Genomic DNA, 13625 nt, shown 5'->3' with positions numbered 1-13625 from the left:
TCATAGTAGAAAACATTTCTGTATAAATACCCTTTATTTACTAAAATAACATTAAATGATATTATTTAGTATATATTGGAATTAAATCCATCATTGGAGGATAGAATATGAATAAAAAATTATTTTTAGCAGCTCCTTTTAAAAATCTGATGAATATGGAAACTTCTACTTTAGAAAAAGGTACACAGGATTTTTTGATCAGATTAATTGAGTTTTTTGAACATCGAGGTTATGAGGTACATAATGCGCACAAAAGAGAACAGTGGGGACAGAAGTTTATGCCTCCAGAACAATGTACCAAAATTGATTTTGACGAAATTGAGAAATGTGATTTATTTGTAGCTTTGCCCGGTATCCCAGCCTCACCTGGAACACATATAGAAATAGGTTGGGCATCTGCTATGCAAAAAAATATGATTTTGCTATTGGATCATGATCTTGAACAATATGCTTATCTGGTTAGAGGTTTACACACGGTATGTCCGGTTGATTATGTAACGTATCATACGGAAGAAGATTGTATTCAGCAGTTGGAACAGCTATTGCAAGAAAGGCTTATTGCTTATGATCTTTAATCATTTTCATGATGCGTATTTGTATACTCTTGCTAAAGTGTATCATAAGCCCCAATTCTACAATCAGCCGCGTGGTAACCGAAGCCGAGAAATTCTGAATTATACGTATGGTATTGAATCGCCAGTTGAACGCATTTGTTATGTACCTGAACGGAAGACCAATATTATTTTTAATTTTGCAGAAGCGTTATGGTATTTATCAGGGAGTAATGATTTGGACTTTATCCGTTATTATGCCAGCAATATGAGTAAATATTCAGCAGATGGTCGGACACTGACAGGCACAGCTTATGGGCCAAAGCTATTTACTTATGGTGATAAGCGCTTAAATCAATGGGAGCGTATTAAAGAAGTGCTTCGTGAAGATCATGATTCTAAACGTGCATTTCTATCTATTTTTGACCCGAATGAAGTACTTCAGCTAGAAAATATTGATGTGTCTTGTACACTTGGATTGCAGTTTTTTATCCGTGAAAATCAATTGCATATGAGCAGTTATATGCGTGCAAATGATGCTTATCGTGGCATGTTGAGTGATGTGTTTTCGTTTACTTTTCTACAAGAACTTATGGCTACTGAGCTTGGAATAGAAGTGGGCGCCTATTATCATAATGTAGCTTCTGTACACATTTACGAAACAGATTATGCTCAGACCAAGACAGTACTTTCCAAAGCTAAGCAGATCGGAGCTGTACCAGCGTATCCATTTCCGCATATGCCGCAAAAAGATAATAGGTCAGATTTGCAAGTTGTTTTTGAATACGAACAGCAACTTAGAGCAGGCATAATCACTCTAGAGCCAGCAGATATTTTTTGTTTGGATATAGACGATTACTGGAAGCAAGTGATTTTGTTATTAGCTGTGTATCAATCGATTCAACAAAAGCAAGCAGTAGATCATACGCTTTACCAAGAATTGATTCCACTTTATCAAATACTTGTCCAGCAGAAGTGGGAATCTTACTTTTCGATCACAATGGAGGAATCGTAATGCATACTTCTTGGAAAGAAAATAATGTATCCAGTCAATTCAACGCGTATAACGATATGTTAGAAGATATATTAGGATTCCGCTATTTATTCGCTGTTCTGGATTCAGATCCTACTATTCGTACAGTACTTGATTATGGTTGTGGTCCTGGAAAAGTAGCGGAGCGCATAGCAAAGCAACATGAACGTTATCAAGTTATTGCTGTAGATGAATCAGAAAATATGCTAAAAATAGCAACTGCTCAACGGTCACATCCACAGATCAATTATCAGTTGATTCACAATAATCAGTTGGATTTTTTAGAATCGGATTCGATAGATTGTGCTGTGAACTGTTTTGTGATTATCAATAATTCTAGTGTAGATCATATTCATCATATGCTTACAGAAATCTACCGGGTATTGAAGCCGGGCAAGCCATTATTGGTATTGGATTCGAATCCAGATGCAACAGGGTATGAGTTCACTACATTTCGCAATGGAGAAAAAGGAAAGAAATATACAGACGGAGACCGCAAACAACAGTTTCTCAAGATTCCTGAAAGTTCAGATTTAATTTTAAATGATTTTTACTGGTCCAAGCGTTTTTATCAAGAGATGTTAGAAAAAGCAGGGTTTGATTCGATTCAGATCATGGAACCATGTATTGATGATATTTCGGTAAGCAAATTGCGCGAGTACGAAGAGCAATATGATCATCCGAAATGGGGTGATGAACAGTATCATGCTCCTTTTGTGATCTATAAAGCTATCAAATCGGTGTAAGCATGGGATAGACAAATTGCTATGAAGAGGTGGGATCATGATAATGAGGAATAGTACAGCTTGTCAAAAAGGGTTTTTGGTATTTATTTCGTTTTTGCTGATGTTTGGTATTATTCCGAATGCGAGTTACAGCTATGCAGCAGCAACCGATCAACCGACAGTCATCAATGTAGCTTTATACGATTATGTTCCTGATCCCGAGCGTTTTCAGCAAGCGGTCGTAAAAAATTGGGCAGAAGTTGAACCCAATGTACGCTTGAATTTTGTTAAATGGGATGGATATGAAGCCGATCCAGATGCGAATGTAGATGTGTTTGTATTTGACGCGATCTTTTTATCTCATTTTGTAGACAAAGGATACTTGAAAGCGATACCACAGAATCAAATTCAAGATCGTCAAGATATTATTGATTTTGCAATGGAAGGATGCACAGTAAATGGAGCAGCCTACTGTATTCCACAAATTGTGTGTACTAATTTATTATTTTATCGGGAAGATGATACAGCCCTTGCCTCTGTCCGTAGTGTACCGGATTTATATCGCATTTTAGGTGAACGACAATCAACAGGCGTTATTCCTGACAATAACGAAGGATTGCTGATCGACATGTCTGGTGGTACTACCAAAGCAGCCATGTATCTGGATGCATTGTTAGATACCCGTCAACAATATACGGATTATACTGTTTTGCCTGATCCTAATACGTTAAATTCAAAAGCATTTAAAAGTCTAAAACAATTACAAAAAATGGGCGGTAAAGATCAGATTGAGTACTGGCCTGATAACAACGATGCTTATATCCGAGCAGATTGGTTCCGTAGTGGTATAGGTCGTGCATTTATTGGATATACCGAAGCGATGTCCAGTATGGGCGATTATGCAGATGATGTGAATTTTAAAACCATCTCAATGTCGAGTAAAACAGATATTCCTGTTTTTTATGGAGATATGGTTGGTGTGAATTCGGCAATTACAGATCCTGCCAAGCAAGATATTGCGATCAAATTAGCAAATGTGATTACAGCGAGTCAAACGATGGTAGATGCTATTTCTCCAAATGAAGCTAAAGTGTATCCTCAATATTTGTTACCTGCAAGACATAGTGTATACGAAAAAATGCAGCAACAATTCCCGATTTATAGCCAATTGATCCCGATTGCTACTCATCCTGATAACAAAATATTCAAAATGGGGCCGGATGCAAGAAATTGGATTGAACAAGCCAAAGTAACGATTACAGATCGATTAGCAACTGTAGCTGTTCAGTAACCAAAGCTACTTCTATTCTAGTAAGATTAGGAGACTGATGATGAAAAAACTACTAACGATTGCAGGTTCTGATTGTAGTGGAGGCGCCGGAATACAGGCGGATCTCAAAACATTTTCAGCGTATGGTGTATTCGGTATGAGTGTGATTGTATCTGTAGTGGCTGAGAATACAGCACGTGTCATAAGTATTCAGAATATCACCCCAGAAGTAATCAGTGATCAGATCGATGCGATCTATGAAGATATTGGAACAGATGCTGTCAAGATTGGGATGTTATCCGATCATGAATGTATGGAAGCTGTTGCTTATAAGCTGAAGCAGTATCGTCCGAAGCATATTGTAATCGATCCTGTTATGTATGCCAAAAATGGAAGCCCACTCATGCAACAAGATGCAGTAGGTACATTGATTCGAGACATTTTACCATTTGCGGATGTACTGACGCCTAATATTCCAGAAGCAGAGCGGATCACTGGGATAACGATTGAATCGATACATGATATGGAAGAAGCCGCTAAGCGAATAGCCGATCAAGGTGTCCGTCATGTCCTTGTTAAAGGTGGACATTCACTTGGCGATGAAGCCACAGATATACTGTATGATGGTCAGCAGATGTATTATTTTACAGAAAAACGAATAGACACTTTGAATACGCATGGTACAGGATGTACGTATTCTTCTGCTATTGCAGCAGGGCTTGCCTTAACTGATAATTTGCACGAAGCGGTGAAGCAGGCCAAAGCTTATGTAACGACAGCGATTCGTCATTCACTTCATATAGGCTCAGGTCCGGGACCTACACATCATTTTTATGATTTGTATAAACATGGACTACGGCAGAGTGATCCCACCAAGCAGATTTGATAAGTAAGGTTAGACAGCGAAATATCTGACCCATGAAGTACAATGAAAGTAATAAACAGATTAGAGGGATATCCTTTAATCTGTTTATTTTTTGCTACCATAGCTGTATCCTAATAAAAAGTAATATAAAGCGAATAAGGAGACAATAAAGTATGCGACGCAAAACAAAAGGATCTAAGCGAAAAAGAGAGAAAAAAATAGAATCTTTTTTGCACAGCGTATTAGATATGTTCTTCTGGTGGAGATAGGATGACTTGTAGCAAAAAGTATAAAATAACAAACATGATAAGTAATCATTTTTATGTATATCGTTTGACATCTTTGATTTAAGGGTAAAGTAATAAAGGACGAAGATGCCAAAGTAATCTTGTTTGTTGTTTATAGTCAAAATTTTTTTGTTGAAAATTTGATTGTGCACAAAAAAGTTGTATAATACTAAATATGTATTATGTATAAAAGTTCATAATCTAAAACAGAAATCATTAACTGATGTTTTCTAAATATAAATAGAGGAGTCGATTAATATGACTAAAAAAGTATTGTTAGTAGCGACAAGTGCTACAGAAATGAACGGACACCCTACAGGACTATGGTTAGAAGAATTGGCTGCACCTTATCATGTATTTCAAGATGCAGGCGTAGAACCTACTATCGTATCGGTTAAAGGCGGTAAAGTAACCATCGATAAAAACTCTATTCCAGACGGAATTCCTGCGGAATTGCAATCGGTAGCTGATATGCTTGAAGACACCAAAGCTCTTGCAGACGTCAATGTAAGCGACTTTGATGGCGTATTATTTGCTGGTGGACATGGCCCTATGGTCGATTTTGCAAGCAACCCGGTAATCGCTCAATTGATTCATGATACAGAAGCTCATGACGGCGTAGTTGGTGCTGTATGTCATGGTGTTGGTGCTCTTGTCGATGTGAAAAAAGCAGACGGTACCTATTATGTACAAGGCAAAAACATTACAGGTTTCACTGATGAAGAAGAAGATATGGTGAAATTGACGAAATATGTTCCTTTCTTACTTGAAAGCAAATTGCGTGAGCAAGGTGCAGCATTTGTAGCCGCTTCTGCTTTTGCAGATCATGTAATCGTTGATGGTAAATTAGTAACAGGACAAAACCCTGCTTCTAGTGAAAGCACAGCGAAAGCGATGCTTGAATTGCTATAATTTCTAATCGCTATACGTTCTACTAAGTAGATAATAGATAGTGAATATACAAAAGCGAAAGTTCTCTGGCTGTTATCTGAGGATTTTCGCTTTTTTTATTTTAATACATCAAACTATATGTTGCGGATATTTATAGGGATTAGATTTTATCGGTTAGAAAGATATTCTATAAAAAATATACTATCCATACAAAATTTGAATAACTACGTAAGTAAATATGTACACAGGTTTAATCGAAAAACGATTGTGACAATGATGCAAATAAGATAGACTGACTTTAACTGTAATCAAGATATGATTCATATTTTGTAAATAGAAGCTTGTACAGGTCAGGAGGAGCTACCATGAAAGAACAGGAAGAACGTCGCCGTGTAGGCATTATGGATATAGGATCGAACTCGATTCGACTGGTTATTTATGAAACAGGCAATGGTGGTGGATATCAGGTTCTTAAAGAATGTCGGGAATCTGCTAGACTCAGTGCTATTGTTACTCCTCAAGGAGATATGCCACTGGAAGCAGTCAGTGTCATTGTGCCTGTCTTAAAACAATTTGCCGATGTCAGTGCTGCTTATGAAGTAGAAGAGATTCGAGCTGTCGCTACAGCGGCTATACGTAACGCTAGTAATGGCGAAGAAGTAATTGAATATTTGAATCGTGAAACTGGAATTACCATCGAGTTGTTACCCGGTGAAATGGAAGGGCATTATGGATTTATCGGGGTAGTGAACCGAATCGATATCGAAGATGGATATATTATTGATATTGGTGGCGGAAGTACCGAAGTCACTTTGTTCCGCGATCGGGCTCGCGTCTCTACAGTGTCTTTCCCTTTCGGAGCTGTTAATATGAATGTGCGATTTGGTAACGAAACGACAGGACGCTGGGATGAATCGTCTGTTAATGAACTGCAACAACTGGTACTGGATGCCGCAGAAAAGCATGATTGGATCAGTCAGTATCCTGATCTTCCTATGGTCGGTCTGGGAGGAACGATTCGTGCTGTAGGTAAAATGCATCAACGCAAATTAAAATATTCGCTGGAACAGATTCACCATTATACATTAGAAGCAGAAGATACGGATTATTACTATCAACAGCTTCCTGCGATGAGTAATGATCAACGTAAGCGTATTGCCGGTCTATCCAAAACACGCAGTGATATTATTGTACCGGGCGTTATTATTTTAAATACATTATTCCGGTATATGCATTGTTCGCATTATGTGATTAGTGGAACAGGGTTACGGGATGGATTGTTTTTTGAATGGGAACGCGGTAAAGATAATGTGATTGTCGAAGATGTATTAGAGTATGAGATTGGTGCAGCTCTACATGGAGAGCCTTTGCCACGTCAACGCCATTTACGTTGGGTACAACAGTTATCTTCTGAACTATATGAAGCGCTTGGAGAAGGTCAGGAAGACGTTTCTAATCGCAAAATATTACGTACCGCTTCGTTACTGTATCGGGTAGGTATGAAAATTGGTTATCATGACTTTGAAGAACATACCCGCTATTTGCTGACCACTCGTGCGGTAGCCGGACTTAATCATCGCGAAACGGTTCTAGTTGCTTTTATCGCTATTTTTGGTAGCAAAGGCAAAATCAAAAAAAGACGCATCTCGACAGAGTATGCCGATATTCTTCATCCCAAAGACGAAGAGCGTATTCGTCGCTTAGGCGCTGTATTGCAATTAGCTGCTGCGATGGATGTGAGCGAGACGCAACCTGTGGATCGCTTGGTCGCTGTACGCAAAGGAAGAGACTTCGAGCTGACAGTTCACTGTCATACCGAAGCCTCTATGGAAACACATGAAATTACAGAAGCAGTTAGAGATTTGGAGAAGGAGTGGGACGTGAGAGTGAGACTGGTGGTACATATGGTTTCCAAGAGTTAATTTCCCACGCTTTGAATTGACTGCGTAACGGAGGTTTTCCGTTATCAAATCGCTCATAACTGCCACTAGGTAGTAGCAATCTGGCTTTGATATTATCCGCAAGGATAAGATCCAGAATGCGCTGCATAGTGGCTTTTGTGCTTTTATCGAATAATGGACACATCAGTTCAACACGACGAGTGAGATTACGAGTCATCCAATCTGCACTGGATAACCAGATCTCAAGATCGCCTCCATTTTCAAAAGAGTAAATACGAGAGTGTTCTAGATAGCGATCGACGATACTGCGAACTGTAATTCGCTCACTTAGACCAACTACACCCGGACGTAGACAGCACACTCCACGTATAATGAGATCAATATTCACTCCTGCTTGAGAAGCGATATATAGTTCATCAATAATCTGCTGGTTAGATAATGAGTTCATTTTGGCAATGATGCGTGCAGGTCTGCCGTTACGTGCATGTTCGGCTTCACGCTGGATCAATTCGATAAATTTGTTCATCATCGTATCCGGTGCGACAGCGACAGCTTGCCATTCATGGCTTTCTGTATATCCTGTAATATGGTTGAATACTTCAGAAGCATCTTCACCAATATGAGGATTCATCGTTAACAGACCGATATCTGTATATGATTTTGCTGTAGAAGCATTGTAATTACCTGTACCGATATGGATATAACGTTTGAGCCCATCTGCTTCACGGCGTACCACTAGAATTAATTTGGCATGTGTTTTGAGTCCAACTAGACCATAGACCACATGACAACCTGCTTTTTCCAGTGTGCGTGCCCAAGCGATATTACGTTCTTCATCAAATCTTGCTTTCAGTTCTACCACTACTGTAACCTGTTTGCCAGATTCAGCAGCTTTGGCAAGTGCCTGAATAATCGAAGAGCGACCACTGACCCGATACAATGTCATTTTGATCGCCATCACATCATCATCTTCAGCAGCTTGTTCTATAAAATCACTAATCACATCAAATGATTCGTATGGATGATACAGCAATACATCACGTTCTTTTAAGACGCTGAAAAAGTCAGTATCGCTACCTTCTGGAAATTCTGGTGCATAACGCGGAATTTCTGGCGGATAACGTAACGATTCATGATTTTGCACCGAATCTGAAAATGGCAACAAAAATCCAAGATCAAGCGGGCCATCGATTTCGTACACTGCTTCAGATACGTCGAATTCTTCTTGTAACATTCGAAGAGCAAATGGATGAAAATCTTTCTCCACTTCAAGACGTACAGGAGCACCACGACGACGTTTACGTAATTTATTCTCGATTTCTTCTAATAAGTCTTCTGCTTCTTCTTCATTGATATCTAGATCTGTATTACGTGTCAGACGGAAAGCATTCACGCCTACAGGCTGATATCCGCCGAATAATGTATGAATATGATGACAAATTAATTCGTCGATCATAATGTATTGTTGTTTTTTACTATTTTGACGGTGAGGTAGTGCTACCAATCTAGGAAGATTGGATGGAATCTGAACAATTGCAAAATAAAAGGCATCATGCTCATCTTCAGTAATCGGTTCTCTACCTCCATGTTCAAGCACGACAGACAAATACACATTCAGTCCATGAACAAGCGGGAACGGGCGACTCTGATCGACAGCCATCGGTGTAAGGACAGGGAAAATTACATCTTCATAATACGTATCTGCCGCTTTGCGCTGAGTGGCACTAAGATCGGTATAACGATTGACCGTAATGCCCTGCTTGCCAAGTAGACGCATAAGTTCGCGGTATGTACGATATTGAGTATGAACCATTTTTTCTACTTTTTTGGTCAGACGCTTGAATAGACCAGACGGAGTATAGCCGGTAAAATCTTTTTTGAGATAGCCTTCTTTGATTTGATTACGAATCCCAGCAACACGTACACTCATAAATTCGTCTAAATTACGGGATACAATCCCCAAAAATTTGATACGTTCTAACAGTGGAGCTTCTGAATCTTGCGCTTCTTCCAGTACTCGACTATTGAATTCGATCCAGCTTAGATCACGGTTAATATAGCTTGAATGAGTAGGATGGTTTACATGTTTGTTTTCCATAATGCCTCCGCTTAATCATTGTTATCCAATCATATTCTCTAATCTAGTGTAACGTGCAGTATGCGGAATACCAAATGTTGGGTATGCAAATACTTTTGTCATAAGGTGTCAAAACAACTCGTATAGAGTCATTATAACGTTCAATTGTTAACGCTGTGTAAAAGCGAATTACCATTCGTTCCACAAATTAGGACCGCCTACTTTGCCAATCGCTTTTTTCTGAGTACGTCCAAAGTTAAAGCCATGAGTACGCAGTTCATAACCGTCCTCATGCAACTGGTCTGGAGGGATCGTTTTTTGCAATTCAGCAACAGAACGGGTAAGATAACCGGGCTTGTGCATATTCACAAGTAATAAATCATGATGTAAATGACTCAAACATTCTGCTAATGTCATCAAGTGTAGGCTCCTTTGAATAATTACATAGCTTACTTTCAATATATATTACCCTTATACATTCGTTTTGATAATATAGTGGGTATGAAAAAAATACCTGATTTCTACATGATTAGCGTCAAACGCATCGTAGATGTCAGGTATTTGTGTTTAATCTTTTAGATGAAGAATATGTTTTAGTTCAGTATGCGAATTGACATTTAGTCGTGGTAAATGCATCAAATCATCACCCGGATGAACAAAGCCAGGTCTAACGGTGAACGCCATACGATATCCATTTTCTCGTAACGTATAGATCATCTGATCTTGATACTCTCCATAAGGATAAGCAAAGTAAGGCGTATCAATCTTTGTTTTGGTTTTCATTAATTCAATATCGTTTTTAAGACGATCATTTTCTAGACCGACCGCCGCAGTATCTCCACATTGAATCGTATTTTTGTAGTGAAGGTTGTACGTATGGCTATTGTATTCAAATACATCTTTAGTCGCTTTCATTTCTTTACGCGAAATCGTTGTTTTTTCTTTAGGTAGAAATTTTTGTGTTTTGCTTTTGAGCTTAGTTCCTACTATAAAGATCGAAGCGTGGAATCCATATTTCTTCAATACGGGATACGCATAGACCACATTATTCTGGTATCCATCGTCAAATGTAATGACAACCGTCTTTTCAGGTAATTGAATTTCTCCATTCACATATTGCTCTAGCTCGGACAAAGTGGCTGTTTTGTAGCCATTGTCGTGTAGATATTTCATACCTTTGGTAAAAGATTCTAAGCTCATGCGAGCATTATTTTTCTTTTCTACATTGTATTTCTCAGGTACGACATAATGGTACATCAATACAGGAATACGTGCAGCTTTGCCTTTAGGAGCAGTTTTGATCGACTCTGAAGCTGAAGCCACATTATCTTCACCAGCATTGAGCAAATTAGCAAACAAATCATTTTTGGTATCATAGGAAGCTTTACAAGTCTTATAAGAAAAAGCTGAGGCATGCGGATACTTTAAGCTAAGTATGTAGAATGTGATCACAAATGCGATTGAAATATAGAGCATGAGTACAAATAAATGTCGAGCCCGCATAACTACTTTCTCCTTTCTAAGCGCTTGGCAGTAAAAGCGCGACAAACTGTAATAAAAAGTGATTTTACAAAGCAAAATATCTTTACTTATATAATATCGGATTCAGCAAAGTAAAATTTTATGGTGCTGTGGTTCTATGTTATTTCTCCAAATGAACTAATATTTCTTCTGCAAACGCTTCACCATAGCGCATTTAGAAAAGATTGTCAGTGACAAAACTCACATGGTTTGGATGCATGAAGGAGTATAGTTGTCTGTAGTGATAAGTATCACACGGCGCTAGATTGTAGTCGCCTCGTCTTGCAAGCGAAGAAAGTAAGGTCACTATGTCGGTCAGGAACATCAATTTTTTTATGTAGTAGACTGTAATTATCCAAAAGGATGTGTTCATTATGGCAGATTTCGTCAGATCCGTAACTTCACCTAGAAAATTTATTACAGGTCAGCATTTATTATCTAAATTAAATGATTATACGCGTGGTTATGGTGATCATGCTTATGTTATTTGTGATGAATTTATATTAGAACGTGCACAAACAGAAGCTGAACCTACATTTACAGCAGCTAATCATAAAGCACATTTTGAGAAATTTGAATATGAATGTACCAAAGAAGAAGTAATGCGTCACCGCGAATTGGTCAAACAATCTGGCGCTAACGTTATTGTCGGAATTGGTGGCGGTAAAACGCTAGATACAGCGAAAGCGACTGCTTATTATGAGCAACTTCCTGTAGTCATTTTCCCAACAATTGCGTCTACCGATGCACCTTGTACAGCACTTGCTGTTATTTATAAAAAAGATGGTTCTTTCGATGAATATTTATTCTTACCTAATAACCCGGATACAGTGCTTGCCGATATGGGTATTCTTGCAGGCGCACCTGTTCGTTTCTTCGCTGCGGGTGTCGGCGATGCGTTAGCGACTTATTTTGAAGCTCGTGCGTGTTATGCTTCTAATGGAGATAATCTGGCTCTTATGAAACCAACAGCTACTGGACTTGGATTAGCTAAACTATGCTATGAAATGTTGCTTGATAATGCAGTCAGTGCAACTAAAGCTGTTCAACAAAAAGTAGTAACCAAAGCGGTAGAAAATACGATCGAAGCAACAATCTACTTGAGCGGTGTAGGTGCTGAATCTGGCGGACTTGCTGCTGCTCATGCGATTCATAACGGAATGACGGCTGTTCCTTCGATCCACCGTGCACAACATGGTGAAAAAGTGACATTCGGATTGTTAGCACAATTGGTGCTAGAAAACTCGCCTAAAGAAGAGTTCGAAACAGTAGTCAATTTGATCAAAGCAGTAGGTCTTCCATTGACACTTGAAGATTTAGGTATGACTGAATTTGTAGAAGCTGAATGGAGACAAGTTGCTGAAAGTGCTTGTGCACCAGACGATACAATGGGACATATGCCTTTCCCTGTAACTCCAGATGATGTCTACAATGCGATTGTAGCTGCTAATGCGATTGCTCATACGTACAAATAAGTTATTGTTCTGATATGAAATATATGCAATGTAAAAGAGCTCTGCCTGAGTAAATAGGTAGAGTTCTTTTTTATTTTAGTATAAGTGACAGCAACTTTTTTATGTATATAACGTCATAAATAAAATAAAGGAGATGATATATTGAAGTATTTTAAATGGTTATCAGTAGTTTTTCTATTTATATGTATGATTCTTATATCGCCAATGGTAAACGCTCAATCAGTAGTACAGGCATCTTCACCACCTATCCTCAAAATAAATCAGTATTATATTTTATTTACTTATCCAACTTCACCTTATGTGGATCAAAATAATAGATTACTTGTACCTTTACGTTCATTGAGTGATCTTTTAGGAGCAGATGTGGCATATAATAAAGGTAAAAAGCAAGCAACTATTAACTTTAATAATCATCATTTAGTTTTGACTACAGGCTCTAAAGAAGTGACTATTGATCAAAATATAGAGCAGATGGATACTATACCTGTACAAAAAAGGAATGCTCTTTATATTCCTCTTAAAGTAATGTTAGAATATTTAGATGTAGATGGAGCTTACAATGCTAACACTAAAATAATTGAATTAAATAATCCTAAGTATATGAAGAATACCCCTCAGTTAACCCAAGAAACTCAAGACAGAGTAGGGTTGGATGAAAATCAAAATGCATTCCAAGTCACTTCATATCAAATAAATCTAGGAGCAACGGATAAAAAAGCAGGTATTTGGAAAGGTAGCATAACCTATACATCTAAAAATGTTACAGGCAAAACCATCGAGCAAGGAAAAGAAGATATTCATTCTTCGTATATGCTTGCTAATGGTAATTCGCAAGGAGAACTATACAAATATATGCGTGAAAAGCATAGTGCAGTAAAACCAGGTGAGTCTATTACCAAAACAAGAACATTAATAGGTAATACTGATTTGGCATACATCATTGTTAAACCATATGCTGTGAAATAAAAAAATGCACCTTTACATATCCATTAGTTAACCTCAAGGTTTTCTAACAGTGATATGAAAGGT

At 38.2% G+C, this 13625-nt stretch carries 12 protein-coding genes; 9 read left to right on the top strand and 3 right to left on the bottom strand.

Translation table 11 applies throughout. From position 1 onward, the window contains the following. The first annotated feature begins 107 nt into the window (after window positions 1-107). The 7 genes from QCD85_RS05745 (at window position 108) to QCD85_RS05715 (ending at window position 7544) form a co-directional block, all read left to right on the top strand. Window positions 108-575, top strand: a complete 468-nt coding sequence (locus QCD85_RS05745) for a nucleoside 2-deoxyribosyltransferase (protein ID WP_273614888.1) — start codon at window positions 108-110, stop codon at window positions 573-575. After that, on the top strand, window positions 565-1566 hold the full coding sequence (locus tag QCD85_RS05740) for a thymidylate synthase (protein WP_301261921.1): 1002 nt from the start codon (window positions 565-567) through the stop codon (window positions 1564-1566). Before QCD85_RS05745 ends, QCD85_RS05740 begins: the two co-directional genes overlap by 11 nt. Further along, on the top strand, window positions 1566-2330 hold the full coding sequence (locus QCD85_RS05735) for a class I SAM-dependent methyltransferase (RefSeq protein ID WP_274170958.1): 765 nt from the start codon (window positions 1566-1568) through the stop codon (window positions 2328-2330). The genes QCD85_RS05740 and QCD85_RS05735 overlap by 1 nt, the downstream gene beginning before the upstream one ends. Window positions 2331-2373: 43 nt before the next feature. Continuing rightward, window positions 2374-3600: a thiamine pyridinylase gene (bcmE, locus tag QCD85_RS05730; protein WP_301261920.1), complete on the top strand. Its 1227-nt coding sequence runs from the start codon at window positions 2374-2376 to the stop codon at window positions 3598-3600. Between the two features lie 40 nt (window positions 3601-3640). Next, window positions 3641-4465, top strand: coding sequence for a bifunctional hydroxymethylpyrimidine kinase/phosphomethylpyrimidine kinase (gene thiD, locus QCD85_RS05725; RefSeq protein WP_301261919.1), 825 nt, complete (start codon window positions 3641-3643; stop codon window positions 4463-4465). Window positions 4466-4989: 524 nt separating this feature from the next. Further along, window positions 4990-5643 (top strand): type 1 glutamine amidotransferase domain-containing protein, encoded by a 654-nt coding sequence (locus QCD85_RS05720; RefSeq protein ID WP_301261918.1) that lies wholly within the window; start codon window positions 4990-4992, stop codon window positions 5641-5643. A gap of 344 nt (window positions 5644-5987) precedes the next feature. After that, entirely contained in the window at window positions 5988-7544 is a 1557-nt protein-coding gene (locus QCD85_RS05715; protein WP_274170954.1) for a Ppx/GppA family phosphatase, read from the top strand. Here the strand turns inward: QCD85_RS05715 and ppk1 are convergent. From ppk1 to QCD85_RS05700, 3 genes are all read right to left on the bottom strand, one after another. Further along, the gene (gene ppk1 / locus QCD85_RS05710; protein WP_273614896.1) at window positions 7477-9621 is read right to left on the bottom strand and encodes a polyphosphate kinase 1; all 2145 of its coding nucleotides are present in this window, start codon (window positions 9619-9621) and stop codon (window positions 7477-7479) included. The two genes, QCD85_RS05715 and ppk1, sit on opposite strands and share 68 nt — an antisense overlap. 168 nt (window positions 9622-9789) lie before the next feature. Then, on the bottom strand, window positions 9790-10017 hold the full coding sequence (locus QCD85_RS05705) for a hypothetical protein (RefSeq protein WP_273614897.1): 228 nt from the start codon (window positions 10015-10017) through the stop codon (window positions 9790-9792). A 150-nt stretch (window positions 10018-10167) separates the two neighbouring features. Continuing rightward, a complete protein-coding gene (locus QCD85_RS05700) occupies window positions 10168-11103 on the bottom strand; it encodes a polysaccharide deacetylase family protein (RefSeq protein WP_273614898.1) in 936 nt (311 codons plus the stop codon). Between the two features lie 392 nt (window positions 11104-11495). On the opposite strand from QCD85_RS05700, the gene QCD85_RS05695 reads away from it, so the two are divergent. Both QCD85_RS05695 and QCD85_RS05690 read left to right on the top strand, forming a co-directional pair. Next, window positions 11496-12596, top strand: a complete 1101-nt coding sequence (locus QCD85_RS05695; protein ID WP_274170951.1) for a glycerol dehydrogenase — start codon at window positions 11496-11498, stop codon at window positions 12594-12596. 141 nt (window positions 12597-12737) lie between these two features. Beyond that, window positions 12738-13562: a copper amine oxidase N-terminal domain-containing protein gene (locus QCD85_RS05690; RefSeq protein ID WP_301261917.1), complete on the top strand. Its 825-nt coding sequence runs from the start codon at window positions 12738-12740 to the stop codon at window positions 13560-13562. The last annotated feature ends 63 nt before the right edge of the window (window positions 13563-13625 follow it).

Origin of the sequence: Paenibacillus sp. PsM32, from assembly GCF_030433815.1 — a bacterium.
Classification (GTDB): Bacteria; Bacillota; Bacilli; order Paenibacillales; family Paenibacillaceae; genus Saccharibacillus; species Saccharibacillus kyungheensis.
Note: the sequence above shows the minus strand (reverse complement) of the source record. Positions and strands in the feature narration are given on the sequence as shown.

Bases quoted from the DNA above. Each gene is read 5' to 3' on its own strand.
- QCD85_RS05695 (WP_274170951.1), top strand. From the start codon at position 11,496: ATGGCAGATTTCGTCAGATCCGTAACTTCACCTAGAAAATTTATTACA.
- QCD85_RS05715 (WP_274170954.1), top strand. From the start codon at position 5,988: ATGAAAGAACAGGAAGAACGTCGCCGTGTAGGCATTATGGATATAGGA.
- bcmE (WP_301261920.1), top strand. From the start codon at position 2,374: ATGAGGAATAGTACAGCTTGTCAAAAAGGGTTTTTGGTATTTATTTCG.
- QCD85_RS05705 (WP_273614897.1), bottom strand. From the start codon at position 10,017: ATGACATTAGCAGAATGTTTGAGTCATTTACATCATGATTTATTACTT.
- QCD85_RS05740 (WP_301261921.1), top strand. From the start codon at position 565: ATGATCTTTAATCATTTTCATGATGCGTATTTGTATACTCTTGCTAAA.
- QCD85_RS05700 (WP_273614898.1), bottom strand. From the start codon at position 11,103: ATGCGGGCTCGACATTTATTTGTACTCATGCTCTATATTTCAATCGCA.
- QCD85_RS05720 (WP_301261918.1), top strand. From the start codon at position 4,990: ATGACTAAAAAAGTATTGTTAGTAGCGACAAGTGCTACAGAAATGAAC.
- QCD85_RS05735 (WP_274170958.1), top strand. From the start codon at position 1,566: ATGCATACTTCTTGGAAAGAAAATAATGTATCCAGTCAATTCAACGCG.
- thiD (WP_301261919.1), top strand. From the start codon at position 3,641: ATGAAAAAACTACTAACGATTGCAGGTTCTGATTGTAGTGGAGGCGCC.
- QCD85_RS05745 (WP_273614888.1), top strand. From the start codon at position 108: ATGAATAAAAAATTATTTTTAGCAGCTCCTTTTAAAAATCTGATGAAT.
- ppk1 (WP_273614896.1), bottom strand. From the start codon at position 9,621: ATGGAAAACAAACATGTAAACCATCCTACTCATTCAAGCTATATTAAC.